Source organism: Acidovorax sp. (genome assembly GCF_046294525.1).
Lineage (GTDB): Bacteria > Pseudomonadota > Gammaproteobacteria > Burkholderiales > Burkholderiaceae_C > Acidovorax.
Genome location: NZ_JBKBKQ010000016.1, coordinates 46,048 through 68,385, shown reverse-complemented (window position 1 = coordinate 68,385; position 22,338 = coordinate 46,048). Strand labels below are relative to the sequence as shown.

Annotated in this window: 23 protein-coding genes; 13 read left to right on the top strand and 10 right to left on the bottom strand. The window is 67.0% G+C overall.

Annotated elements, in window-relative coordinates:
- Positions 1 to 7: 7 nt before the first annotated feature.
- A complete protein-coding gene (locus ACK4HJ_RS15215; protein ID WP_409833127.1) occupies positions 8 to 379 on the bottom strand; it encodes a response regulator transcription factor in 372 nt (123 codons plus the stop codon).
- A gap of 148 nt (positions 380 to 527) precedes the next feature.
- Here ACK4HJ_RS15215 and ACK4HJ_RS15210 point away from each other — a divergent pair, with 148 nt between their 5' ends.
- The 4 genes from ACK4HJ_RS15210 (at position 528) to ACK4HJ_RS15195 (ending at position 3,330) form a co-directional block, all read left to right on the top strand.
- Positions 528 to 1,211, top strand: a complete 684-nt coding sequence (locus ACK4HJ_RS15210; protein WP_409833125.1) for a response regulator — start codon at positions 528 to 530, stop codon at positions 1,209 to 1,211.
- Positions 1,208 to 1,942, top strand: a complete 735-nt coding sequence (locus ACK4HJ_RS15205) for a response regulator (protein WP_409833123.1) — start codon at positions 1,208 to 1,210, stop codon at positions 1,940 to 1,942. The genes ACK4HJ_RS15210 and ACK4HJ_RS15205 overlap by 4 nt, the downstream gene beginning before the upstream one ends.
- A 176-nt stretch (positions 1,943 to 2,118) precedes the next feature.
- A complete protein-coding gene (locus ACK4HJ_RS15200) occupies positions 2,119 to 2,808 on the top strand; it encodes a glutathione S-transferase family protein (RefSeq protein ID WP_409833121.1) in 690 nt (229 codons plus the stop codon).
- A 3-nt stretch (positions 2,809 to 2,811) separates the two neighbouring features.
- Complete coding sequence (locus ACK4HJ_RS15195) at positions 2,812 to 3,330, top strand: low molecular weight protein-tyrosine-phosphatase (RefSeq protein ID WP_409833119.1); 519 nt, start codon at positions 2,812 to 2,814, stop codon at positions 3,328 to 3,330.
- Between the two features lie 51 nt (positions 3,331 to 3,381).
- On the opposite strand, the gene ACK4HJ_RS15190 is transcribed toward ACK4HJ_RS15195, so the two are convergent.
- The 7 genes from ACK4HJ_RS15190 to ACK4HJ_RS15160 form a co-directional block, all read right to left on the bottom strand.
- The gene (locus tag ACK4HJ_RS15190; RefSeq protein ID WP_409833117.1) at positions 3,382 to 4,467 is read right to left on the bottom strand and encodes an XdhC family protein; all 1,086 of its coding nucleotides are present in this window, start codon (positions 4,465 to 4,467) and stop codon (positions 3,382 to 3,384) included.
- Positions 4,468 to 4,648: 181 nt separating this feature from the next.
- Positions 4,649 to 5,287, bottom strand: a complete 639-nt coding sequence (locus tag ACK4HJ_RS15185) for a CoxG family protein (protein WP_409833115.1) — start codon at positions 5,285 to 5,287, stop codon at positions 4,649 to 4,651.
- 39 nt (positions 5,288 to 5,326) lie between these two features.
- Positions 5,327 to 6,541 carry a vWA domain-containing protein gene (locus tag ACK4HJ_RS15180; protein ID WP_409833113.1) on the bottom strand — a complete coding sequence of 405 codons (1,215 nt, stop codon included), beginning with the start codon at positions 6,539 to 6,541 and terminating at the stop codon, positions 5,327 to 5,329.
- Between the two features lie 10 nt (positions 6,542 to 6,551).
- Positions 6,552 to 7,460 carry an AAA family ATPase gene (locus ACK4HJ_RS15175; RefSeq protein ID WP_409833112.1) on the bottom strand — a complete coding sequence of 303 codons (909 nt, stop codon included), beginning with the start codon at positions 7,458 to 7,460 and terminating at the stop codon, positions 6,552 to 6,554.
- A 176-nt stretch (positions 7,461 to 7,636) separates the two neighbouring features.
- The gene (locus ACK4HJ_RS15170; RefSeq protein WP_409833110.1) at positions 7,637 to 8,434 is read right to left on the bottom strand and encodes an FAD binding domain-containing protein; all 798 of its coding nucleotides are present in this window, start codon (positions 8,432 to 8,434) and stop codon (positions 7,637 to 7,639) included.
- 15 nt (positions 8,435 to 8,449) lie between these two features.
- The gene (locus tag ACK4HJ_RS15165; protein WP_409833108.1) at positions 8,450 to 10,837 is read right to left on the bottom strand and encodes a xanthine dehydrogenase family protein molybdopterin-binding subunit; all 2,388 of its coding nucleotides are present in this window, start codon (positions 10,835 to 10,837) and stop codon (positions 8,450 to 8,452) included.
- Positions 10,838 to 10,883: 46 nt separating this feature from the next.
- Entirely contained in the window at positions 10,884 to 11,354 is a 471-nt protein-coding gene (locus ACK4HJ_RS15160) for a (2Fe-2S)-binding protein (RefSeq protein WP_409833106.1), read from the bottom strand.
- Between the two features lie 178 nt (positions 11,355 to 11,532).
- Between ACK4HJ_RS15160 and ACK4HJ_RS15155 the strand changes: the two genes are divergently transcribed.
- Complete coding sequence (locus tag ACK4HJ_RS15155; protein WP_409833104.1) at positions 11,533 to 12,726, top strand: helix-turn-helix domain-containing protein; 1,194 nt, start codon at positions 11,533 to 11,535, stop codon at positions 12,724 to 12,726.
- 225 nt (positions 12,727 to 12,951) lie between these two features.
- Positions 12,952 to 14,517, top strand: a complete 1,566-nt coding sequence (locus tag ACK4HJ_RS15150) for an IPTL-CTERM sorting domain-containing protein (RefSeq protein WP_409833102.1) — start codon at positions 12,952 to 12,954, stop codon at positions 14,515 to 14,517.
- Between the two features lie 192 nt (positions 14,518 to 14,709).
- On the opposite strand, the gene ACK4HJ_RS15145 is transcribed toward ACK4HJ_RS15150, so the two are convergent.
- The gene (locus ACK4HJ_RS15145) at positions 14,710 to 15,513 is read right to left on the bottom strand and encodes a TOBE domain-containing protein (protein ID WP_409833100.1); all 804 of its coding nucleotides are present in this window, start codon (positions 15,511 to 15,513) and stop codon (positions 14,710 to 14,712) included.
- A 39-nt stretch (positions 15,514 to 15,552) separates the two neighbouring features.
- The gene (locus ACK4HJ_RS15140) at positions 15,553 to 15,996 is read right to left on the bottom strand and encodes a helix-turn-helix domain-containing protein (RefSeq protein ID WP_409833098.1); all 444 of its coding nucleotides are present in this window, start codon (positions 15,994 to 15,996) and stop codon (positions 15,553 to 15,555) included.
- Positions 15,997 to 16,090: 94 nt separating this feature from the next.
- Between ACK4HJ_RS15140 and ACK4HJ_RS15135 the strand changes: the two genes are divergently transcribed.
- The 7 genes from ACK4HJ_RS15135 to ACK4HJ_RS15105 all read left to right on the top strand — a co-directional run bounded on the left by ACK4HJ_RS15135 (position 16,091) and on the right by ACK4HJ_RS15105 (position 22,300).
- Positions 16,091 to 16,603: a DUF2938 domain-containing protein gene (locus tag ACK4HJ_RS15135; RefSeq protein WP_409833096.1), complete on the top strand. Its 513-nt coding sequence runs from the start codon at positions 16,091 to 16,093 to the stop codon at positions 16,601 to 16,603.
- A gap of 47 nt (positions 16,604 to 16,650) precedes the next feature.
- Positions 16,651 to 17,250: a flavodoxin family protein gene (locus ACK4HJ_RS15130; protein WP_409833094.1), complete on the top strand. Its 600-nt coding sequence runs from the start codon at positions 16,651 to 16,653 to the stop codon at positions 17,248 to 17,250.
- Positions 17,247 to 17,498: a DUF2798 domain-containing protein gene (locus ACK4HJ_RS15125; protein WP_409833092.1), complete on the top strand. Its 252-nt coding sequence runs from the start codon at positions 17,247 to 17,249 to the stop codon at positions 17,496 to 17,498. Before ACK4HJ_RS15130 ends, ACK4HJ_RS15125 begins: the two co-directional genes overlap by 4 nt.
- A gap of 123 nt (positions 17,499 to 17,621) precedes the next feature.
- Positions 17,622 to 18,356, top strand: a complete 735-nt coding sequence (gene modA, locus ACK4HJ_RS15120) for a molybdate ABC transporter substrate-binding protein (RefSeq protein WP_409833091.1) — start codon at positions 17,622 to 17,624, stop codon at positions 18,354 to 18,356.
- Between the two features lie 102 nt (positions 18,357 to 18,458).
- Positions 18,459 to 19,142: a molybdate ABC transporter permease subunit gene (modB, locus tag ACK4HJ_RS15115; RefSeq protein WP_409833089.1), complete on the top strand. Its 684-nt coding sequence runs from the start codon at positions 18,459 to 18,461 to the stop codon at positions 19,140 to 19,142.
- Between the two features lie 3 nt (positions 19,143 to 19,145).
- Complete coding sequence (modC, locus tag ACK4HJ_RS15110; protein WP_409833087.1) at positions 19,146 to 20,234, top strand: molybdenum ABC transporter ATP-binding protein; 1,089 nt, start codon at positions 19,146 to 19,148, stop codon at positions 20,232 to 20,234.
- Positions 20,235 to 20,326: 92 nt separating this feature from the next.
- Positions 20,327 to 22,300 (top strand): diguanylate cyclase, encoded by a 1,974-nt coding sequence (locus ACK4HJ_RS15105; protein WP_409833085.1) that lies wholly within the window; start codon positions 20,327 to 20,329, stop codon positions 22,298 to 22,300.
- The last annotated feature ends 38 nt before the right edge of the window (positions 22,301 to 22,338 follow it).

Genomic DNA, 22,338 nt, shown 5'->3' with positions numbered 1-22,338 from the left:
TCGTTGCTCACAGGGCCGCCTCCATGCGGTAAATCGTTTCCAGCACCTGCAGCGTGCTGAACGGTTTCATCAGGTAGTCGTCCGCCCCCGCTAGGGCGCCTGCCTGCCGGTCAGCAGCCTGCGCACGCGCCGTGAGCATGATTACCTTGGCATGGCGGGTCCTGGGGTCCGCCTTGATACGGCGGCACACGTCCAGACCGTTCAGCGCCCCCGGCATCATCACATCAAGCAGCACGATGTGCGGGCGCAGCTCCTGCGCCAAGGCCCACCCTTCATCACCGGTGGCGGCCTCGTGGATGACGAAATCATCAAATTCGAGCGTCATCTTGAGCAGTTTTCGGATGTCAACGTGGTCTTCGACGATCAATATTTTCTTCATGGGGGCTTCTCTTGCTGAGCAATTCACGGCGGTTGAAATCAAAACCGCAAAATTTTGAAAGGATTTTTGCCTTCAGAAGAATCATATCAATCATATTTATCACTTACAAGTGCTTAAGAAGGATTTTTCGGTAGAAAATGCAAGTGCCATGCTCACAAGCTCTCACCATCCCGATCCCACACTCCCTGATCACTACACCACACTGGAAGTCGCCAAGTTGCTCGGCATGGCCGTGCGCTCGGTCCAGCTCATGGTGGACCGCAATGAGCTGGAAGCGTGGAAAACCCCCGGCGGGCACCGCCGGATCTCGCGCGCTTCGGTCGAACGCTGGATCAACGCACGTGGCTACCCGGGCGCAGAAGCGCCATCCACGGCGCCGTCCCCGCTGGCGGCAGGCGGACCTGCCGGCCGCCCTTCAAAGCCTCAGTCGCAGCGGACTGCCGGCGCGCCCCAGATCCTCCTCATCGAAGACTCGGTGCATTTCCAGAACCTGGTGGGCCTGATCGTGCAGCAGCACTTTCCGGGTGTGGTGCTGCACGTGGCCAGCGACGGCATTGCGGGACTGGCGCTGTATGGCCAGACACAGCCCGACGTGCTGATCGTGGACATTTTGCTGCCCGGCATTGACGGGGCCACACTGATCACGGCGCTGCGCTCGCAGCCTCAGTTTGCGCGCAGCCAGCTCATTGTGGTGACCTCGCTGGACGAACAGCAACGCGAGCCCTACGCCTTTGCCTTGCAAGGCGTGAAGGTGATCCATAAGCCCCGTCTGGTGGCCGAGCTGCCTGCCGCCCTCACGGCCTGCCTGCAACCCGCCGGGACCACACCATGACCCTGCCCCGGGTGCTTCTGGTCGAGGACGACGCATCCATCGCACGGTTTGTGCAGATGGCTCTGGACGAGCTGCCGATGGAGCTTGTGTGCTGCACCAATGTCCCCGACGCCCTGCAGAACCTGCGCTCGGGGGGTGTGCGGCTCATCATCACCGACCTGATGCTGCCTGGGGAGTCCGGCATGGAGCTGGTGCAGCGCCTGACCTGTGCACCCGGCCCGACCGCCGCCGTGCCGGTGGCGGTCTTCAGCGCGGGTCTCACCCCCGCCGTGCGCGAGCAGCTGCAGGCCCTGAAGGTGTGGCGCATGCTGTCCAAGCCCGCCTCCGTGTCGGACCTGGAGATGTGTGTGCGCGACGCGCTGGCGTTGCCCTCAGGTGCCCTCGGCAGCCACGCAGCCCCAGGTAGCGCGGCCCAATCGGACCCCAGCACCGCGCAGGTCGAAGCCATCGCCACACACTTTGCTGGCGATGCCTTCTTGTTTGAGGCCTACCGCAGCAGTTGCCTGCAGCAGTTTCCGGCCGACGTGCGCCAGGGCGACGCAGCCTGCGCGAACCAGGACTGGCAGGCGCTGCGCCGGCTGGCGCACAGCCTGGGTACCGTGCTTCTCACCCTGGGTCATCCCGCACAAAGCTGTGCTGCGCGTCAGCTGGAAGAGCTGGCAGCACAGGGCGACGCAACAGCATGCCGCCTCCACTGGCCCGCGCTCCGGTCGTGGCTGCTGCAGCTTTGACAACCTGCGAACCCGGCAAAAATCTGACCTCGCTGGGGTCAATTTCGCTTTCGACTCTCCAAGTCCGACAGGCTCCTCGACCGGCCGCGTACTGGCGGCCTGCTCGGGCACGCCGTATCCATTCACATCTTCTGAGCGCCAGTTAAGAGTTAATGAACAGGCTCTAACATGCGCACATGATCACCGTCCACCACCTCGAAACATCGCGCTCGCAGCGCGTTCTCTGGCTGCTTGAAGAACTGGGCGTACCCTACGAACTCAAGATCTACCAGCGCGACAAGGCGACCAAGCTCGCGCCGCCTGAACTCAAGAAGATCCACCCGCTGGGCAAGTCCCCCGTCATCACAGACGGGGACGAAGTAATTGCCGAGTCCGCCGCGATCATCGAATACCTGGTGGAGACCTACGGGGCGCAGGCCGGCGGCGAACTGGCCCACTTGGAGCCCGCACGCGGCACGCCCGAATACCGGCAGTGCCGCTTCTGGATGCACTACGCCGAGGGCTCGCTCATGAACTGGCTGGTGATGAAGCTGGTGTTCATGACCATCCCCACCCAGCCCATGCCGTTCTTCGTCAAGCCCATTGCCAAGGTGCTGTGCGGCAAGGTGCAGGACAAGGTGATCGACCCCAACGTGAACACGGCGCTCGACTTCATGGAGCAGCACCTGGCCACCCACCGCTGGTTTGCGGGCGATTACCTCACCATGGCCGACTTCCAGATGAGCTTTGCGGTGGAGGCCGTGCTATCGCGGGCCAGCCAAGCACGCAACTGTCCCCACCTGCAGGCCTACCAGCAGCGCATGCAGGCGCGGCCCGCGTACCAGCGCGGCATTGCCCAGGGCGGGCCGGTGGTGATGGGTGCCTGAGGCATGCAGATGGATGTGAGGGCGGCGCCGTTTTCCGTGCTGTTTGTGTGCATGGGCAACATCTGCCGCAGCCCCACGGCGCACGGCGTTTTCAGGCACAAGGTGGCACTCAGCGGGCTGCAGAGCCAGGTGCGCGTGGACTCGGCAGGCACCCACAACTACCACCCGGGCAGGGCGCCGGACCACCGCACGCAGCGGCATGCGGCTTTGCGGGGCTACGACCTGTCGGACCTGCGAGCGCGGCAGATGCTCGCCGGCGACTTTGAACGTCACGATCTGGTGCTGGCGATGGACTGGGACAACCTGGCGTTGGCGCAGGCGCTGTGCCCACCCGAACACGCCCGCAAAGTGCGGCGCTTGACCGAGTTCTGCCAGCAGTTCGACAGCCCTGTGGTGCCCGACCCGTACTACGGCGGCGCTGCTGGTTTTCACGAAGTGCTGGACCTGGTGGAAGACGCCTGCGAAGGTCTGTTGCAACACGTGCGCCAGCAGTTGCAGCACCGGGCGCAGCTACGCACTTAGCGCCACCGCAGCTGTCCCACTTTGCAACGGTGCAACTGTGCAGCCGTGGATCTACGCCACACGCACGCCGCACACCAGCGCGCCAGCGTCGTTGTGCACCATCTCTCGGTCATTTTTGGCCTGTGCGACTTCCATGTCGCGCGGCAGGGTTACGCCGTTCTTCACGGCCAGGATCTCGGCCATCACGCTCACTGCAATCTCGGGCGGGGTCTTGCTGCCGATGTAGATGCCGATAGGCCCGCGAAGCCGCGCCAAGCTGGCCTCCGTCTGGTCGAAGTGCTCGATCATCCGGGCGCGGCGCGCCTCGTTGTTGCGGCGTGACCCGATGCCGCCCACATAGAACGCCTCGGTGTTCAGCGCCTCAAGGAGCGCCAGATCATCGAGCTTGGGGTCGTGCGTGAGGGCGACCACGCAGCTGCGCCGGTCAGGCTTGAAGGCCAGCACCACGTCATCGGGCATGTCGCTGACCACCGTGGCCGCAGGCACGTTCCAGCTGCCGCGGTATTCCTCGCGCGGGTCGCACACCGTGACCGCAAAGCCATTAAAGAGCGCCATGGTGGCCAGGTACTCCGCCAGCTGGCCCGCGCCAATCAGCAGCATGCGGTATTCCGGCCCGAAGGTGTTGGTGAGCTGCACATCGTCCACCACCAGTTCGGCGGGCGCTGCCGCAGCGTGCAGCGTCACGGCGCCGTCGGACAGGCGCACCGTGCGCTGCATGAGGCGGCCGGCCTCCAGGGCGCGGATCAGATCCGTCAGCGCGCCGGGGTCGGGGTCGTACTCCAGCAGCAGCTCCAGCGTGCCGCCACAGGGCAGGCCAAAGCGGTGGGCCTCGTCCGCAGTAATGCCGTATTTGACGAACGTGGGCGGCCCGCTGGGGATGCGACGGCTCGTGGCGTCTTGGGCCGACGCGCCCGCCACCTGCGCATAGGCGCGCGTGTGCCGGTCAATCAGGTCGTCCTCGATGCAGCCGCCGGACACCGAGCCCACCACGGCGCCGTCTTCGCACAGCGCCATGATGGATCCCACCGGCCGTGGCGACGAGCCCCACGTGCGCACCACCGTGGCCAGCAGCGCCCGACGCCCCGCGGCCCGCCAGCCCTGCAGCGTGCGCAACACCATCACATCCAGGTTTTCCATCGTTCATCCATCCACTACAACTCATTGATGCCCTTTGCTAGTGTCCCGTCTCTGATACTGCCGCAGCGCAGGCCCGCGGCCGCCGCGCAAGGGCCGCTCCGCTGCGCTGGCGGCATCCTCCCTCCCGCGCAGCGAAGCGAGAGAGGGGGCGAAGGAGCGGAGCGACACAGGGGGGCGACCTCTAATTCAACCACCACGCTAGCAGGATCAGCGCGCCCGCCCCTGCAGCCCACACCCATACCGGTATGCCGCCGTCGGGATTTGGCCCATCAGCCGCCGCCGCCAATACAGGCACCGGCGCATCCCCCGCCGTGGCAGATGCGGGCGCTGGGGAGCCATCTTCCCCCTGGGGGCGCGGATGGCGGCGCTGCATCTCTTCATCAAAGCGCTTGAAAAAGTCCTCGGCCATGGACTTGGCCGCGCCGTCGATCAGCCGCTGGCCCAGTTGGGCGATCTTGCCGCCAACGGTGGCGTGCACCGTGTAGTGCAGCTCACAGCTGGCCTGCCCTACCCCATCCACAGCCAAGGGCACCAGCTTGACCTGGGCGCTGCCCTTGCCAAACCCCGCCACGCCGCCCGAGCCGTCAAAGGCGATGTTGTAGCTCTCGGGCGGCACGATGTCCGACAGTGTGATCTTGCCCGCGAACTTGGCCGACACGGGGCCGATCTTGAGGGCCATGGCCACGGCGTACTGGTTGTCCCCCGTGGGCTCGACCTTGTCGCAGCCGGGGATGCACAGCTTGAGGACCTCGGGGTCGTTGAGCGCTTCCCAGGCCTGCTGCTGGCTCACGGCAAGGGTGCGGCTGGCTTGCATTTCCATGGTGGGTTGCTCCTGGTGTCTGGTTATGTCTTAAATCGGTCATTGCCGCAGCACGCTGGCCAGGCTGGCTGCCAGGTCCTGCAAGCGGCTGAGGTTGTGCACGGCAAGCATGCCGTGGGCCTGGCGGTGCAGCTCGGCAGCGCCCCGCGCCGTGGGCGCATAGCCGTCAAAGCGCAGCAAGGGGTTGAGCCACAGCAGGCGGCCACCGTGGCGGCGCAGCCAAGCCAGCTCCTGCGTCAGCGCCTCGGGCGCGCCGGTGTCGAGCCCATCGCTGATCAGCAGCACCAACGTGCGCCGCCCCACCAGACGCCGCGCATGCTGCTGCCGCAGCTGCGCCAGGCTGTCACCCATGCGTGTGCCACCGGCAAAGTCGTTGATGGCCTGGCTGGCCACCTGCAGCATGGCGTCGGTGTCGGCGAGGCGGAAGGCGGGTGTGAGGTCGGTCAAGCCCATGCCAAACGCAAGCACGTCGCGGCGCACGGTGGCGCCCACATGGCGCGGCGCCGTGGCGGCGTGCAGGAAGGCCAACAGCAGGCGCGCGTAGCGCTCCATGGAGCCCGACACATCCACCAGCACCAAGAGCGGCAGGGCTTGCTGGCGCCGCTGCAGCAATGGCACACGCAGCACCTCGCCACCGCTGCGCGCGGCCAGGTGCATGGCGCCCGGCCAGTGTGGGCGGCTGCCCCGCATCCCAGGGCGCGTGCGGCGGGCAGCGTAGTGCGGCAGGGGCAACGGAATCTCGCGCGCGAGGCGCTCCACCAGCAGGTACTCGCTGGCCGAGAGCTGGTTGAAGTCGGCCTGCCGCAGGCGCTGCAGGTCGCTGGCCGTCATCGCGGCATCGAAGTCCACCTTGTCTTCTTCGCGCGGCGGCGGTGCGTTGCGCGCGGCGCGCACCGGGGCCAGCGCCTCGCTCACGCGCGGGCGGCGTTTGACGGGCTCGGCCTTGGACTCGGAGCCGGGCAGCATCTGTGCCAGCAGCTTCTGGGCCACGTCAGGGTTCTTGAAGTAGGCATCGAACAGCTCGCGAAAGACCAGCCGGTCCTGCTCGCGGCTGACTAGCACGGCCTCCAGCGCAGCGCTGAAATCCTCGCGCTGCAGGCCCACCAGCATCACGGCCTGCTGGGCCAACGCCATGCGGGCAGCGTCCACCCGCACACCGGCGCGGCGCAGGGTGCGGCCAAAGCCGCTCAGGTTGTCGGCGAGCTTGCCGGTGCGGGCGTCGCCGAGCTGGGAGACCATCGCGCCCTCAGCCATGGGACGGCTCTCATGCATCAGCGTCGGCGGGCTGCAGCAGCTGCACCGCCATGTCGCGCGTGAGCGCCGCCACGTCCTCGCGCTGCTTGAACAAGATGCCGCCCGTGTCGGACACCACTTCCGGGTCGACCACGAGGGTGTCGAGCGCCACCAGCGCCTTGGCCCATTCCACGCTTTCGGCAATGCCCGGCGCGCGCTGGAAGGCATTGGCAAACGGCTGGCTGCGCAGACGTCCCACGAACTCGGCCACCTGCTGCGCCAGCGCCGCACTGGCGCCCGGCACCTGCGCGCGCACGATGGCCAGCTCGCGCTCACGGTCGGGATAGTCCAGCCAATGGTACAGGCAGCGGCGCTTGACGGCATCGTGCAGATCGCGCGTGCGGTTGCTGGTGAGGATGGTGACGGGCGTGGCGCTGGCGCGCACCGTGCCGATCTCGGGGATGCTCACCTGGTACTCGCCCAGGTATTCAAGCAGGAAGGCCTCGAAGGGCTCGTCGGCGCGGTCCACCTCGTCAATCAGCAGCACGGCGCCGGGCGCAGGCGCCTGCAGGGCCTGCAGCAGGGGGCGGCGGATGAGGTAGCGGTCCTGATAGACCTCGCGCTCCACCTGCGCCATGTCGGCACTGCCCTGTCCCTCCGCAGCCCGCATGTGCAAGAGCTGGGCGGCGTAGTTCCATTCGTACAGCGCCTCGCGCTGCTCCAGGCCGTCGTAGCACTGCAGGCGGATCAGGCTGCGCGAGAGTACTTCAGACAGCGCCTTGGCCAGCGCCGTCTTGCCCACGCCGGGCTCGCCCTCCAGCAGCAGCGGGCGCTGCAGCCTGAGCGCCAGGAACACCGCAGTGGCCAGCCGCCGGTCGGCAAAGTAGCCCACGTTTTGCAGGGCCTGCAGCAGGGCGTCCACAGAGGCAGGGGAATTCATTGCTTCAACTTTTATAGCTGCCAGCGTTCATCAGATAAGCGCCAGAGGCCAATTTGATTCAAAAAAGTAGGTCGGGTTAGCCCGGCAGGGCGTAACCCGACCCCACTGCAGGGGCACTGCGAACAGCCCGTCGGGTTACGCCCTTCGGGCTAACCCGACCTACGTGGGTTATGCAGCTACGCGGCGCCAAGCATTTGTTTCACCGCCCTCTGCGTCTGCACACTGATGAGGTTGGCGCGGTACGCCGCACTCGCATGGATGTCGCTGTTCAGATCGCTGGAGTCGATCTTCACCGCAGCGGCGGACTGGGGCGTGAAGCTCTGGTTCAGCGCGGCCTCCAGCCCCGCGTGGCGGAACACGCTGGCCGCCGCGCCGGTGATGGCCACGCGCACACCGCCGTCCGTCTGCGCCACAAACACGCCCACCAGCGAAAAGCGCGAGGCGGGCTGCTTGAACTTCATGTAAGCCGCACGTTTCGGGATGGGGAAGCGGATGGCGGTGATGATTTCGCCCTCTTCCAGCGCCGTGGTGTACATGCCCACGAAAAAGTCGTCGGCCGCGATTTCGCGCCGGTTGGTGACCACCGTCGCCCCCAGGCCCAGCACGGCGCTCGGGTAGCAGGCGGCGGGGTCGTTGTTGGCCACCGATCCGCCCAGCGTGCCGCGCGCGCGCACCTGGCGGTCGCCGATGTGGGCGGCCAGGTCGGCCAGCGCGGGGATGGCGGCCTTCACTTCCGCGCTGCTCGCCACATCCATGTGGCGCGTCATGGCGCCGATGACGAGCGCGTTGCCCTCGCGGCGAATGCCCGCCAGCTCGGCGATGCCGTTCAAATCCACGATCTTCTCGGGGTTGGCCAGGCGAAGCCGCATCGAGGGCAGCAGGCTCTGCCCGCCCGCGAGCAGCTTGCCGCCCTGGGCGATCAGCTGCGCGGCGGCAGCGGTGGACGAAGGCGCTTCAAAGGTGAATGCGTACATGGTCTGTCTCCTTCCTCAGGCCTTGGCTTGCTGGATGGCTTCCCACACGCGGTGCGGCGACGCGGGCATGTCGAACTCCTTCACGCCCAGCGGCCGCAGCGCGTCGAGCACGGCGTTGATCACCGCGGGCGGCGAGCCAATGGCCCCGGCCTCGCCGCAGCCCTTGGTGCCCAGCGGGTTGTGCGTGCAGGGGGTGCATACATGGCCCAGCTTGAATTCGGGGAAGTCGTCCGCGCGCGGCATGGCGTAGTCCATGAAGCTGCCGGTGAGCAGTTGGCCCGTCTCACGGTCGTACACGCAGTTCTCCAGCAGCGCCTGGCCGATGCCCTGCACCAGGCCGCCATGCACCTGGCCTTCCACGATCATGGGGTTGATGATGGTGCCGAAGTCGTCCACAGCGGTGAACTTGTCCACCCGCGTGGCGCCTGTGGCGGGGTCCACCTCGACCTCGCAGATGTAGGTGCCTGCGGGGAAGGTGAAGTTGGTGGGGTCGTAGAAGGCGGTTTCGTTCAGGCCCGGCTCCAGCTTGTCCAGCGGGTAGTTGTGCGGCACATAGGCCGTGAGCGCCACCTGGCCGAACGGGATCTTCTTGTCCGTGCCGCGCACGGTGAACTCGCCGCCGCTGAAGTCGATGTCGGCGTCGCTCGCCTCCATCAAATGCGCCGCGATCTTCTTGGCCTTGGCCTCGATCTTGTCCAGCGCCTTCATGATGGCCGCGCCGCCCACGCTGATGGAGCGCGAACCGTAGGTGCCCATGCCAAACGGAACGCGGCCCGTGTCGCCGTGCACGATGTCCACGTTCTCCACCGGAATGCCCAGGCGTGCGGCCACCACTTGCGCAAAGGTGGTCTCGTGGCCCTGGCCATGGCTGTGCGATCCGGTGAACACCGTCACGCTACCCGTGGGGTGCACGCGCACTTCGCCGCATTCGAACAGCCCGGCGCGTGCGCCCAATGCACCGGCGATGTTGGACGGAGCGATGCCGCAGGCCTCGATGTAGCTGCTGTAGCCGATGCCGCGCTTCAGGCCCTTGGCCTCGCTAGCCGCCTTGCGCGCTTCAAAGCCCGCGACGTCCGCCAGCTGCTGCGCTTGCGTCATGCAGGCGTGGTAGTCGCCCACGTCGTACTGCAGCGCCACCGGTGTCTGGTAGGGCCACTGGGTGATGAAGTTGCGCTTGCGGATCTCGTCCTGGCCCAAGCCCATTTCCCAGCCGCAGCGAGATACCAGCCGCTCCAGCAAATAGGTGGCTTCGGGCCGGCCTGCGCCCCGGTACGCGTCGACGGGCGCGGTGTTGGTGAACCACGCATCGACCTCGACGTAGATCTGCGGCGTGGTGTATTGGCCTGCGAGCAGCGTGGCGTACAAGATGGTGGGCACCGCGGTCGAGAAGGTGCTGAGGTACGCGCCCAGGTTCGCGTCGGTGTGCACGCGCAGGGCCAGGAACTTGCCATCCTTGTCCATGGCCATCTCGGCATGGCTCACATGGTCGCGGCCGTGCGCGTCACTCAAGAACGCCTCGCTGCGGTCGGCCACCCATTTGATGTTGCGGTTGAGCTTCTTCGCGGCCCAGGTCAGGCACACGTCCTCCGCGTACAAGAAGATCTTGGAGCCGAAGCCGCCGCCCACGTCCGGCGCGATAACGCGCACCTTGTGCTCGGGCAGGCCCAGCACGAAGGCCGTCATGAGCAGCCGCTCCACGTGCGGGTTCTGGTTGCTGACGTACAGCGTGTACTCGTCGCTCGCTCGGTTGTAGCTGCCGATGGCCGCGCGCGGCTCCATGGCGTTGGGGATGAGGCGGTTGTTGACCAGGTCGAGCTTGGTGACGTGCGCGGCGTTGGCAAACGCGGCATCGACAGCGCCCTTGTCGCCGATGGCCCACTTGTAGCAGTGGTTGTCGGGGGCGATGTCGTGCAGGGCCGCGCCCGCCACGCTTCCAGCGGCGGCATCGGTCACGCTGACCACGGCGGGCAGCACGTCGTAGTCCACCTCCACCAGCTCGGCCGCATCGCGCGCCTGTTGCTGCGTGAGGGCCACCACCATGGCCACATGGTCGCCCACGTAGCGCACCTTGCCTTGCGCCAGGATGGGGTGCGGCGGCTCCTTCATGGGCTCGCCATTGGTGCTGGTGATGAGCCAGCCGCAGGGCAGGCCGTTGATGTTGTCGGCAGCCACATCGGCGCCCACAAAAACACCCAGCACACCCGGTGCGGCCTTGGCGGCGCTGGTGTTGATGCTGTTGATCTTGGCGTGCGCGTGCGGCGAGCGCACGAACACCGCGTGGCTTTGCGCAGCCAGCACCACATCGTCGGTGTATTGGCCCGCCCCGGTCAGGAAGCGGTAGTCTTCCTTTCGCTTGAGCGATTCGCCAATGTGCGGCAGCTTGGAAAAGTCGGATGCACCCATGGTCTTGTCTCCTTGGATTGTTCTGGCGTAGGGACGGCGGGCGCGCTCAGGCGCCGGCCATGGCCTTCTGGCCAACCTGCACTGCGCGCACGATGTTCTGGTAGCCGGTGCAGCGGCAGATGTTGCCTTCGAGCAGCTCGCGGATCTCGCCTTCATTGGCGTTGGGGTGGTTCTTGCACAGGTCCACGGCGCTCATCACCATGCCGGGGGTGCAGAAGCCGCACTGCAGGCCGTGGCACTCCTTGAACGCCGCCTGCATGGGGTGCATGGTGCCATCTGCGGCGGCCATGCCCTCGATAGTGGTCACCTCGGCCCCCTGGGCTTGCACGGCCAGCATGGCGCAGGATTTGACTGCGCGGCCGTTCACATGCACGGTGCAGGCGCCGCACTGGCTGGTGTCGCAGCCCACATGGGTGCCGGTAAGCATCAGGTGCTCTCGCAGCGCATGGACAAGCAGGGTGTTGGGAGGGACGTCAACACTGGCAGCGCGCCCGTTGACCGTGAACTGGACTTGCATCTGGCTGTCTCCTGAATAGGTTTTGGCTGGACTGACCTCGCGCATCTTCTGCCGCACCCCACCACCCATCCCTAGGGACAACCCTAGATTTCAGGGGACCCTCACCGGATATTCTCAAAATGAAACATGTTGCAGCGCACACCGGCGCATCATGCGCAGTCCAAGGATTCGGTTCACCATGCTGCCCACTGCTCCCGCTTCCGCCGCCCACCGCCACGCGTTGATTGCGCAGGCCCGCCAGACGCTGCTGACGGATGGCGCAGCGCCCCTGCGCGCGGAAGTCGAGCCCTGGATTGCGCGATCGTGGCAACGCTGCCTGGCGCAGGGCATGGACCCCACTCAGCGTGTGGTGTTCGAGGCCGTCAGTGCCCCGGCGCTGCGCCACAGCCTGGAGAAAAACCAGGCCCTGCTGTGTGCAGCCCGCCCCGTGCTGGAGCAACTCACGCGCGCCATCGCAGGCATGCGCTACTTCGCCATCCTGACGGACGCCCATGGCACCGTGGTCGACGTGCAGGGCCATTGCGACCATAGCGACCCACGGGCCGGCAGCATTGGCCGCGTGGGCATCGACCTCTCGGAAGCCGCCGTGGGCACCACGGCCATCGGCGCGGCATTGGCCGAGCTGCAGCCGGTGTGGCTGCACCGGGGAGAACACTTCCTGGACGACAACGGCAGCTACAGCTGCGCGGGCGCGCCGCTGTTCGACCCCCAAGGTGTCTGCGTGGGCATGCTGGATCTGACCGGCATCGACGTACCCGAGCGGCCAGAATTGCGGCACCTGGTGGCACGCTCGGCCCGCGCCATGGAAGACGCACTGCTGCTGCAGCGCCCCCACGCCCTGCTGCTGCGCATGAACTGGCCTGGCAGCACGCTGGGCGGTGAAGGCGATGGCCTGCTCACACTCGACGCCGATGGCTGTGTGGTGGGCGCGAACAGCATGGCCCGCCAGCTGGTGCCCCAGCCCCTGCGGGCGCCCGGCACCCCTACGCACAGCAGTGACCTGCTGGCCATGCCCTGGACCATGCTGTTTGACGCAGCCCGGCACCATCCCACACAGCCGCTGGACCTGCCCCTGTGGTCGGGCCTGCGCCTGCAGGCCCTGGCCCAGTGGCCCTCCCAATCCAGCCGCAGCGGCCATGGCGGCGTTGGCACCCCGAGCACATTCGGCCCCTTCCGCCACAGCGGGACCGGGCCCTTGGTCAACTCACCATCGCCGGTGGCCGCGCCGCTGCGCGAAGCCGAGACTGCCCTGATCCGCCAGGCCGTGCAGGACGCCCGGGGCAACGTGGCCGAAGCTGCGCGCGTGTTGGGCATCAGCCGAGCTACGGTGTACCGCAAGCTGGGCGGCTCGCCAAAGCAGAAAGTTGAATGAATCATGGATTCTCCAGCCTGTCTTTGACCTGGACTGCCCAGGGCATGCGGTCGGTTTGGCGGGCCAATGGCCAGGCCCTCCGCAAAGGTCCGCTCCCTTTTCTCCAGGCGCACGCTATCATCCCGGCGCAACCGGGGTTTCTTCCGATGCCCACGGCAAAAACGACATTCAGGTAGTCAGGCGCCCGGCGAAGGCTCCTGACGTCTCGCCTCAGGGAGCTTCACCATGCGTTGGAAGGCACTATCCGCGTTCGCGGCACACATTGCCGCGCTTTGCGCGTTCCTGGTTTCGCTGTCTGCCTCGGCTGCGCCGACGCTGCGGACTTTGGACTCAGTCAACGTCGGCGAGTATTCCTCTCTCAAGGTCGACGCGTCGGGGCGCCCCGTTATCTCCTATTACGACAGGGGCAACGGCGATCTCAAGCTCGTGCGGTGCTCGGACGCGACCTGCACCAGCGCCACCCCGGTCACCCTCGACGGGCCTACCGACGTCGGCCAGTACAGCTCGCTGCAACTGACTGCGGCGGGCAATCCGGTGATCAGCTACTACGATGCGAACGGGTTCGACCCCAACCTCAAGATCGCCGTCTGTGGCGACCCCGGCTGCCTGACGTCCACGATCGTCCTGCTCGACAACACCGGCTTCCTGCCGATTGGCCGCTTCACCTCGCTCCGGTTGTCGCCGACGGGCGTGCCAGTGGTCGCGTACGCCGACCTGAACGCGGGCGGACAACTCAAGCTGGTCAGGTGCCAAACCACAACGTGCTCCACCGTCCATCCGCCCGTCGTCATCGATGACCCGGCGACTTTGACCGGCAGCTACGCGTCGCTCGCTCTGGATGGTGACATTCCGGTAATCAGCTATTACGACGACTTCAACGGCGACCTCAGGCTCGCCCGCTGCACTGATGCCGCCTGCTCAGGCGTCACGCGTTCGACGCTGGATGCCTCTGGCACCGTCGGGCTGCACACGTCGATTCAGCTGAACGGGAGCAATCCGGTGATCAGCTACTACGATCAGTCGAGTGACCAACTGAAGCTGGCAGCCTGCGCGAATCCCGCATGCGGGGCGGTGGCGATCCGGATCCTCAGCACCGGTGGTGGGCAGTTCTCCTCGCTGCACCTGGGACCCACGGGCAATCCCATCGTCAGCTTCCGCGGCAGTGGCTCAAGCCTGAGGCTCGCGGTATGCCACGACCCCACGTGCGCGGCCGTCACGGTCTCTACCGTCGATACGGGTAACACCGGCTTCGATACGTCCCTGGCCCTTGGCGCCAACGGCATGCCCGTGGTCTCCTACCACGACGCTACCGCGACCAGCCTCCGGCTCGCGGCGTTCGCCCTCGCTACGGTCACCTCCGTCGCCGTTCCTGCCGCCGGCAATTACCTCACAGGCCAGGCGCTGGAGTTTCAGGTCCATTGGTCGGAGAACGTGACCGTCACTGGCACGCCCCAACTCGAAATCGACATCGGCGGCACCCTACGCACCGTGAGCTACACCTCAGGAAGCGGCACATCGATTCACACGTTCTCATACACGGTGATCGCAACAGACCAGGACCTGGACGGGATCGCGCTTGGCAATATCGTCCCGAGCGGAGGCACGCTCCGCGACGGCGCGGGGCTGGACGCTGAGATCGGCCTGACTGGGGTGGGTTCGACCGCGCTGGTGCGGGTGAACGCATTGGCCCTGCCGACGACCGCGACCGCGATCCCGACGCTTTCTGATTGGATGTTGCTGCTGCTTGCGACACTGATGCTACCTGCAGCCCTCCTGAGGAAGCGTCAGTAACTGGAGAGCACGCCCATAGTTCGACCGCGACTCGCTCGGCGTCGCCCACGCAGAGCTTGCGGACCACCAATTGAGCCTTAAACAGGACCGAACGGATACTTGAAGTTCAACGGCACGGACTCAACAATCCGCGCCTCGAGCAGCGCGCCATGTGACGGCCTCTCCCCCCGGCAATGCGCGGATGCAGCGTTCCTACCCCTCGGCCAACGCCAGCACCACGGCGTGGTCGTCCAGCACCAGGGCCACGCGGCTGCCCGCGCGCAGGCCGCTGTCGGGTGGTGCAAAACCCACCATTTGCACACCACCAGTCAGAAACTGGGCCGTGACTTCGTCACCCGAGGCTCCGCGGACCACGCGCACCGCGCGCGCTTCCAGTCGGCAAGTGCCCGGAGCGGCGCCTGCGCCGGAGGCCATGCGCTCCACCCGCACAGCGGTGGCTTTGCAAAGGGCCAGCACGGCCAGCCCCGGCTGCAGCCCCAGCAGCTCCGCGCTCTCCAGCGTAATGCGCGAGGCCAGCACGGCTGCGCCCGCAGCATCACCCACTGCCACCGGCCCATCACCCTCCAGCCGCAGGTGCACACACACGATCTGTCCCTGCACTGCAAGCCGATCCACCACACAAGGCAACTGGTTGCGCATGCTGGTGCGCACCGCCAGTCGCGCCAGCGCCGGGCCCGCGTGGGGTGTGGCCTGCCAGCGCGCCAGCACAGCGCCGCGCGCTTGCGCCATCGCGTCGGCGGCGGCGAGCAGCTGGTGGCCTGCCTCGGTCAGCAGCGCACCGCCGCCGCCCGCACCACCCACAGCGCGGGCCACCAGGGGTGTGCCTGCCAGGTTGGTGAGTGTGTCCACCGCCTGCCACGCGGCCTTGTAGCTCACGCCTACGGCGCGCGCCGCCTGCGAGATGGAGCCACAGGCGCCAATCTGGCGCAGGATGTCGATGCGTTTGTCGGTCAGCGCATGGCCCAGCGCGTCGGTGAGGGAGAGTGAAACAGGCATGGCCTGATGATGCCTCAGCGGGGACTTGGCGCAGGGCCTTCAGGCCGCCTTGGGGCGCAGCCCCGTGACCGTCTTCGCCAACTTTTGCTGGCGCGCCAGCGCACCATCCGCCGCAGCTTTCAGCAGCCGCTGGAAGGACGGGCATTGCGCATGGCTCTCCGCCGGGCAGGCCGCTGCGTGGCGCAGGCCATTGCTCATGGCTTTAAGGCGTTTGACCATCGCATCGAGCTCGTCGGCCTTTGCCGAGAGCAGCTGCCGGTCGATGCTGGGCTCGCCGCTGGGCAGGAACATCGAGCGGATCTCGTCCAGCGAAAACCCCGCCGACTGCCCCAGTGCAATCAGCGCCAGCTGGTCCAGCACGCCAGGTGCGAAGCGGCGTCGCTCACCGGGCTGCCCCACCGATTGCACCAGCCCCTTTTCCTCGTAGTAGCGCAGCGTCGATGCCCGCAGGCCCGAGCGTTTGGCAACTTCTGCAATGTCCATCCAAAACTCCTTCACAAGCCCTTGACTTCAAGTTGACTTGAACTTCTATAGTGAATTCATACCGCTCTCCCGTCAATCTTTCAAGGAGCTTTTCATGGCTTTCTCTATGGGTTTTCAATGGCAAGACATCCCCCAGGTCCTCTCGATCGGTGTGGGCGCCACCGCCGTCATGGACGCCTGGCTTTTGCTGCTCAAACGCCTGGGCGTTCCCACCCTCAATTTCGCCTTCATTGGCCGCTGGATGGGCCACCTCCTCCTGCGCGGCCAATTCGCCCACACGGCCATCGCCAAGGCCCCACCCATCCCCGGCGAGCGTGCATGGGGCTGGCTCACGCACTACGCCACAGGGGCTGGCTTCGCCACCGCGCTGGTGGCCATCAAGGGCATGGACTGGGTGCACAGCCCCAGCCTGGTGCCCGCACTGGCCCTGGGTGTTGGCACCGTCGCTGCGCCGCTGCTGGTGATGCAGCCGGCCATGGGGTCTGGCTTTGCCGCATCGCGCACGCCCACGCCGCTCAAGAACTGCCTGCGCAGCCTGGCCAACCACACCGTGTTTGGCTTCGGTCTGTACCTGTCCGCGCTGGCCATCGCACTGATTTCACGATGACCTCTCCCACGCCTTTCCCCAGAAATCACTCCATCGGAATCCACACCATGCATCACATCGCCATCATTTATCACAGTGCCCACGGGGACACCGCGCACATCGCGCAGCAGGTCTGCCAGGGCACCCAAGGGCTGCCTGGCATCCACGCCGAGCTGATCCGGGCCGAAGATCTGGCACAGGAGCCCGATGGCCTGCTGCGCTACGACGGCGTCATCCTCGGCTCGCCGACCTACCTGGGCGGGGTGTCCGGGCCGTTCAAGACCTTCATGGATGCCACGGGCCGGCTATGGAAGACGCAGCAGCTCAAGAACCGGCTCGCAGCGGGCTTCACCGTGTCGTCGTTGCCTGCGGGCGACAAGCAGTCCACGCTGCTGTCGATGTTTGTGTTTGCCATGCAGCACGGCATGGTGTGGGTGGGCAACCCCATCCTGCCCGAGCAGCATGCCGGTGTACCGTACGACGAGGCCGCCAACCGGCTGGGCTCGTGGTCGGGCCTGATGGCGCAGGCAGGCCACGGGTCCCCCGCCGATGCCTTTGCCCCGGGCGATGTGAAAACGGCCCGGATGTTTGGCCGGCATTTTGCGCAGACCTTGCAGCGCCTGGGCACGGCAGCCGCACACCCGGCCCATGAGGAGGTTGCGGCATGATCCCGGCCCGCTTTGCGCCGGTGCTCTTCAGCTGGATCCTGTCGGGCACCATGTCGCTGTTGCTGTCGGGTATTTCCACATACCGTACGCTGCCGCCGCACCTGCAGTTTGCGGACGTGTGGATGAGCACCTGGCTGGTCGGATGGCTGTTTGCCTTCCCAGCCGTGATGCTCGCGGCCCCCCTGGCACGCTGGGCCGTTGCCTCGGTCACCACATCACCTGCGCCAGATAGACAGGCAGCGGACTAGGCTGCAAACCTGCCAAGTCCCCGCCAAGCGCGCAGCTGCCTATACTCGCTATTCCGAAATTGAATAGCGCCCATCGCCTTCCTCGCCATGCGCCGCCTGCCAGCCCTTGCTCTTCGCATATTCATGGGGTTGATCGTCTCCGCCCTCGTTTGCACGCACGGGGCGCGGGCGGAAACCGTCTCCGTCGCCGTGGCCGCCAACTTCACGGCGCCCATGCAGAAGATCGCAGCCGCCTTCGAGGCCGACACGGGCCACAAAGCCACGCTGTCATTTGGTTCTACCGGCAAGTTCTACGCGCAGATCACCCACGGGGCGCCCTTCCAGGTGCTGCTGTCGGCCGACGACACTACGCCCGCGCGCCTTGCGGCCGAGGGCCACGCCTTGGCCGACACGCGCTTTGCCTATGCCATCGGCACGCTCGTGCTGTGGAGCGCGCAGGCTGGCGTGGTGGACGCGCAGGGCGCCGTGCTCAAGACCGGCGACTTCAAGCACATCGCCCTGGCCAACCCCAAGGTCGCACCCTATGGCGCTGCGGCCCTGCAGGTCATGGACAAGCTGGGCGTCACCAGCCGCTTGCAGCCGCGTTTCGTGCAGGGCGAGAACATTGCGCAGACCTTCCAGTTCGTCAGCAGCGGCAATGCGCAACTTGGCTTTGTGGCGCTGTCGCAGGTGATGATGGACGGACGCATCGACAAGGGCTCGGCCTGGCAGGTGCCCGCGCACCTGCATGCCCCCATACGGCAGGATGCCGTGCTGCTCAAGGCCGGCCAGGGCAACCCGGCCGCGGCGGCGTTGCTGCAGTACCTGCGCGGCGACAAGGCGCGCGCGGTCATCAAGGCCTATGGCTATTCGTTCTAATTCACTTTTGATAGCTGGCAGCGCTTGATATATAAGCCTTTCAGCCTTGTATGGCATTAAACCCATTCGCCACCAAGCGCCACCAGCTCACTTTTCAATAGCATGAACCTCAGCCCCGCCGACTGGGCGGCCATCCACCTCACCCTCAAGCTCGCCAGCGTCACCACCGTGCTGCTGCTGGTGCTGGGCACGCCGCTGGCATGGTGGCTGGCGCACACGCGCTCGCGCTGGCGCGGGCCGGTGGGCGCGGTCGTGGCGCTGCCGCTGGTGCTGCCGCCCACGGTGATCGGGTTCTACCTGCTGGTCACGCTGGGGCCGCAGGGACCGCTTGGGCAGTTCACGCAGTGGTTGGGACTGGGCACGCTGCCGTTCACCTTTGGCGGGCTGGTGGTGGGCTCGCTCATCTACTCGCTGCCGTTTGCGGTTCAGCCGCTGCAAAGCGCATTCGAGGGCATGGGCACCCGCCCGCTGGAGGCCGCCGCCACGCTGGGCGCGGGCCCGCTAAACCGGTTCTTCACCGTGGCCGTGCCGCTGACCCGCACGGGTTTCATCACCTCGGCCATCCTGAGTTTCGCGCACACGGTGGGCGAGTTTGGCGTGGTGCTCATGCTGGGCGGCAACATCCCGGGCGTGACGCGCGTGGTGTCGGTGCAGATCTACGACCACGTGGAGGCGCTGGAGTACGCCCAGGCCCACTGGCTGGCGGGCGGCATGGTGGTGTTTGCCTTTGTAGTGCTGCTGGGCCTGAACCTCACGCGGCGCAGGGCGCCGTCCATGGTGGGCTGACGGATGCGTGCACCCTCCGGCATCGACGCACGCCTGCATCTGGCGCGCCCCGGCTTCGCGCTGGATGTCCAGCTCCATCTTCCCGGGCGCGGCGTGACGGCGCTGTTCGGCCCCTCGGGATGTGGCAAGACCACGGTACTGCGGAGCATCGCCGGCCTCACCCGCGCGCAGCCGGCCCGCGTGGTGGTGAACGGCGAGGTGTGGCAGGACGATGCAGAGCGCCTGTGGCGGCCTACCCACCAGCGCGCGCTGGGTTATGTCTTTCAGGAAGCGAGCCTGTTCGACCACCTGAGCGTGCGCGGCAACATCGACTATGGCCTCCGCCGCACGCCTGCCGCGCGGCGCTCGGTCGCTATCGACCAGGCGGTGGACCTGCTCGGCATTGCCCACCTCATGGACCGCAAGCCGCATGCGCTGTCGGGCGGCGAGCGTCAGCGCGTGGCCATGGCCCGCGCGCTGGCCACCAGCCCGCGCCTGCTGCTCATGGACGAGCCCCTGGCCGCGCTGGACGCCCAGCGCAAGGCCGAGCTGCTGCCCTACCTGGAGCGGCTGCACCAGACGCTCGACATTCCCGTGCTGTACGTGAGCCATTCCATCGACGAGATCGCGCGGCTGGCGGAGCACCTGGTGCTGATGCAGGACGGCCGCGTGCACGCCCAAGGCGCCACGCCCGAGCTGATCGCGCGGCTGGACCTGCCCCTGGCCCACGGTGATGCTGCCGCCACGGTGATCGACGGCACGGTGCTGCACCACGACCCGCACGACCACATCCTCACGGTGTCCTTTGCCGGCGGGCAGCTGCTGCTGGCAAGCCCCGCACCGCGCGCGCCCGGCCAGCCCGTGCGTCTGCGCGTGCAGGCCCGCGACGTGAGCCTGGCGCTGGCCGCGCCGGGCGACACGAGCATCCTCAACATCGTGGCCGCCAGCGTGGTGGAGATCAGCCCCGACAGCCCGGGGCAGTGCATGGTGGCGCTGGACGTGGGGCCCACGCGCCTGCTCGCCCGGGTCACACAGCGCTCGGCCCAGGCCTTGGGGCTGGCACCCGGTTTGCGGGTGTTTGCCCAAGTCAAGGGCATCGCAGTGTTGGGCTGAAACACCGCTGCCGCACACCCCGCCGCAGGGCGTATGCAATGGCGCACACACGCAGATTCCGACGGCCGTGAAAAGCGGCTACGCTGTCGCCCATGCCCCCGCCACCGTCGCCACCGCAGTTGCCTGCTCTGCGCCTGAGCCTGCGCACGTGGCTGCTGGGCCTGTGTTTGCTGACCACCCTGCCGCTGCTGGTGTTTGCCCTGTTGGTGGTGCGGGAGTACAAGGAATTCCAGCAGCGGGCCCTGGTGGAGCAACTGGAGCGGCGCAGCGACGAGCTGGCCCATGCCGTGGCCGAGCAGCTGCAGGGAACGCTGGGCGCACTCAACACGCTGGCCGCATCGGACGCTGCCCTGGCGCTGGATGTGCCCGGTTTGTACGCACACGCGCAGCGTGTGGTGCAAGGCGGCTCGGGCATCCACGCAATCACGCTGGTCACGCAGGACCTGCTTCTGTTTCAGACCACTGAGTCGCTGGGTCATTCCGGCATGCCGCTGAACGCCCCGCGCGGCCTGGAACCGGCGTTGCGCACACAAAGCCCCGGCGTCTCCGGTCCCTTCACCTCGCCGGAGGGCACCGGGCAGGTGGTTGCGCTGACGGTGCCCCTGGTGCGCGGCGGCGCAGCCACGCACGCGCTGCGCGGCATCGTGACTGTGGAATCGCTCAACCGGCTGGTGTCACCAGCGCGCCTGCCGGAAGGCTGGATCGCCAGCATTGGTGACGCCGAGGGCATGGTGGTCGCCCGCAGCCGCGACCCCGCCCGGTACGTGGGGCACCCCGTCAGCGCGTCCTTCCGCCAGGGCATGAACGAGGGTACGGCCCGGGCGTTTCTGGGTGCATCGCTGGAAGGCATTCCCACCATCAACCGCGTGCGGCCGGTGTTCGGCTTTGACTGGTACCTGGGCATGGCCGTGCCGCAAACCATTTTGCACGCCCCGGTCACAGCCATGCTGTGGCATATGGCGGGCTTGGGCCTGCTGTGGCTGGGCCTGTCGCTGGTGGCAGCGTTGGCGTTCTCGCAATACCTGCTGCGCCAGATGGAGGCCGTAGCCCGCACCGTGCACGGCAGCCACAGCGCGCAGCGCCGTCCCGTCACGCTGCGGGTCGCCGAGTTGGCCGACATCGCCCAGCAGTTCCTCGCCACCCAACGCAGCGAGGCCGCCATGCGCGGCGACCGCGACGTGGCCGTGACCGCGCGCGAACAGGTGCAGGACCTGTACGACCGCGCCCCCTGCGGCTACCACTCGCTGGACCGCGAAGGCCGCGTGCTGCGCATGAACCAGACCGAGCTGCAGTGGCTGGGACTGCCTCTGGCCAAGGTGCAGGGCCGCTCGTACACAGACTTTCTGACGCCGGCCAGCCGCCTGATCTTTCAGGACCGCTTTCCGCAGTTCATGCGGGACGGGCACATCAAGGACCTGGAGATGGAGCTGCAGACCGCTGCGGGCGGCGCTATGCCCATCCTGTTGAGCGCCACGGCCATCCACGACGCGTCGGGCCAGTTCATTGCCAGCCGCTCCACCGTGTTCGACCACACCGAGAAAAAGCGCGTGCAGGCGCAGCTGGAGCGCATGGCCCGCCGCGATGCGCTGACCGAGCTGAGCAACCGCCGCGACTTCTACGAAAAGGCGGAGTACGAAATCGCGCGCAGCCTGCGCAGCGGCCAGCCCTTCTGCGTACTCATGCTGGACGTGGACTTCTTCAAGAAGGTGAATGACGAGTACGGCCACGCCGGGGGCGACGACGTGCTGCGCCAACTGGCCCGGCTGCTGGCTGCGCAGCTGCGCACCGTGGATGTTCCCGCGCGGCTGGGCGGCGAAGAGTTTGCCGTGCTCATGCCCGGAACGCCGCTGCCGGAGGCGGCCCATGCCGCCGACCGCATCCGCGCCGCCTTGCAGGCCGCGCCCGTGACCTTGCGCGATGGCCGCGCGACCCAGGTCACCGTGTCGGTAGGCGTGGCCCAGTGGCACGCCGACGACGCGGACATCGACGCCACACTGAAGCGGGCCGACACCGCCCTGTACCGCGCCAAGGCCACCGGGCGCAACCGTGTCTGCACTGAAGGATAGGTGTGTAAGGTTCTCTGCAATTTGGACCCGTATCATCA

Coding starts and splice junctions, on each gene's coding strand:
- ACK4HJ_RS15215 (WP_409833127.1), bottom strand. CDS start 379: ATGAAGAAAATATTGATCGTCGAAGACCACGTTGACATCCGAAAACTG.
- ACK4HJ_RS15185 (WP_409833115.1), bottom strand. CDS start 5,287: ATGGAAATGCAAGCCAGCCGCACCCTTGCCGTGAGCCAGCAGCAGGCC.
- ACK4HJ_RS15130 (WP_409833094.1), top strand. CDS start 16,651: ATGCATCACATCGCCATCATTTATCACAGTGCCCACGGGGACACCGCG.
- ACK4HJ_RS15205 (WP_409833123.1), top strand. CDS start 1,208: ATGACCCTGCCCCGGGTGCTTCTGGTCGAGGACGACGCATCCATCGCA.
- ACK4HJ_RS15180 (WP_409833113.1), bottom strand. CDS start 6,541: ATGGCTGAGGGCGCGATGGTCTCCCAGCTCGGCGACGCCCGCACCGGC.
- ACK4HJ_RS15105 (WP_409833085.1), top strand. CDS start 20,327: ATGCCCCCGCCACCGTCGCCACCGCAGTTGCCTGCTCTGCGCCTGAGC.
- ACK4HJ_RS15135 (WP_409833096.1), top strand. CDS start 16,091: ATGGCTTTCTCTATGGGTTTTCAATGGCAAGACATCCCCCAGGTCCTC.
- ACK4HJ_RS15160 (WP_409833106.1), bottom strand. CDS start 11,354: ATGCAAGTCCAGTTCACGGTCAACGGGCGCGCTGCCAGTGTTGACGTC.
- modC (WP_409833087.1), top strand. CDS start 19,146: ATGCGTGCACCCTCCGGCATCGACGCACGCCTGCATCTGGCGCGCCCC.
- ACK4HJ_RS15190 (WP_409833117.1), bottom strand. CDS start 4,467: ATGGAAAACCTGGATGTGATGGTGTTGCGCACGCTGCAGGGCTGGCGG.
- ACK4HJ_RS15170 (WP_409833110.1), bottom strand. CDS start 8,434: ATGTACGCATTCACCTTTGAAGCGCCTTCGTCCACCGCTGCCGCCGCG.
- ACK4HJ_RS15175 (WP_409833112.1), bottom strand. CDS start 7,460: ATGAATTCCCCTGCCTCTGTGGACGCCCTGCTGCAGGCCCTGCAAAAC.
- ACK4HJ_RS15155 (WP_409833104.1), top strand. CDS start 11,533: ATGCTGCCCACTGCTCCCGCTTCCGCCGCCCACCGCCACGCGTTGATT.
- ACK4HJ_RS15150 (WP_409833102.1), top strand. CDS start 12,952: ATGCGTTGGAAGGCACTATCCGCGTTCGCGGCACACATTGCCGCGCTT.
- modB (WP_409833089.1), top strand. CDS start 18,459: ATGAACCTCAGCCCCGCCGACTGGGCGGCCATCCACCTCACCCTCAAG.
- ACK4HJ_RS15210 (WP_409833125.1), top strand. CDS start 528: ATGCTCACAAGCTCTCACCATCCCGATCCCACACTCCCTGATCACTAC.
- ACK4HJ_RS15140 (WP_409833098.1), bottom strand. CDS start 15,996: ATGGACATTGCAGAAGTTGCCAAACGCTCGGGCCTGCGGGCATCGACG.
- ACK4HJ_RS15200 (WP_409833121.1), top strand. CDS start 2,119: ATGATCACCGTCCACCACCTCGAAACATCGCGCTCGCAGCGCGTTCTC.
- ACK4HJ_RS15165 (WP_409833108.1), bottom strand. CDS start 10,837: ATGGGTGCATCCGACTTTTCCAAGCTGCCGCACATTGGCGAATCGCTC.
- ACK4HJ_RS15125 (WP_409833092.1), top strand. CDS start 17,247: ATGATCCCGGCCCGCTTTGCGCCGGTGCTCTTCAGCTGGATCCTGTCG.
- ACK4HJ_RS15145 (WP_409833100.1), bottom strand. CDS start 15,513: ATGCCTGTTTCACTCTCCCTCACCGACGCGCTGGGCCATGCGCTGACC.
- modA (WP_409833091.1), top strand. CDS start 17,622: ATGGGGTTGATCGTCTCCGCCCTCGTTTGCACGCACGGGGCGCGGGCG.
- ACK4HJ_RS15195 (WP_409833119.1), top strand. CDS start 2,812: ATGCAGATGGATGTGAGGGCGGCGCCGTTTTCCGTGCTGTTTGTGTGC.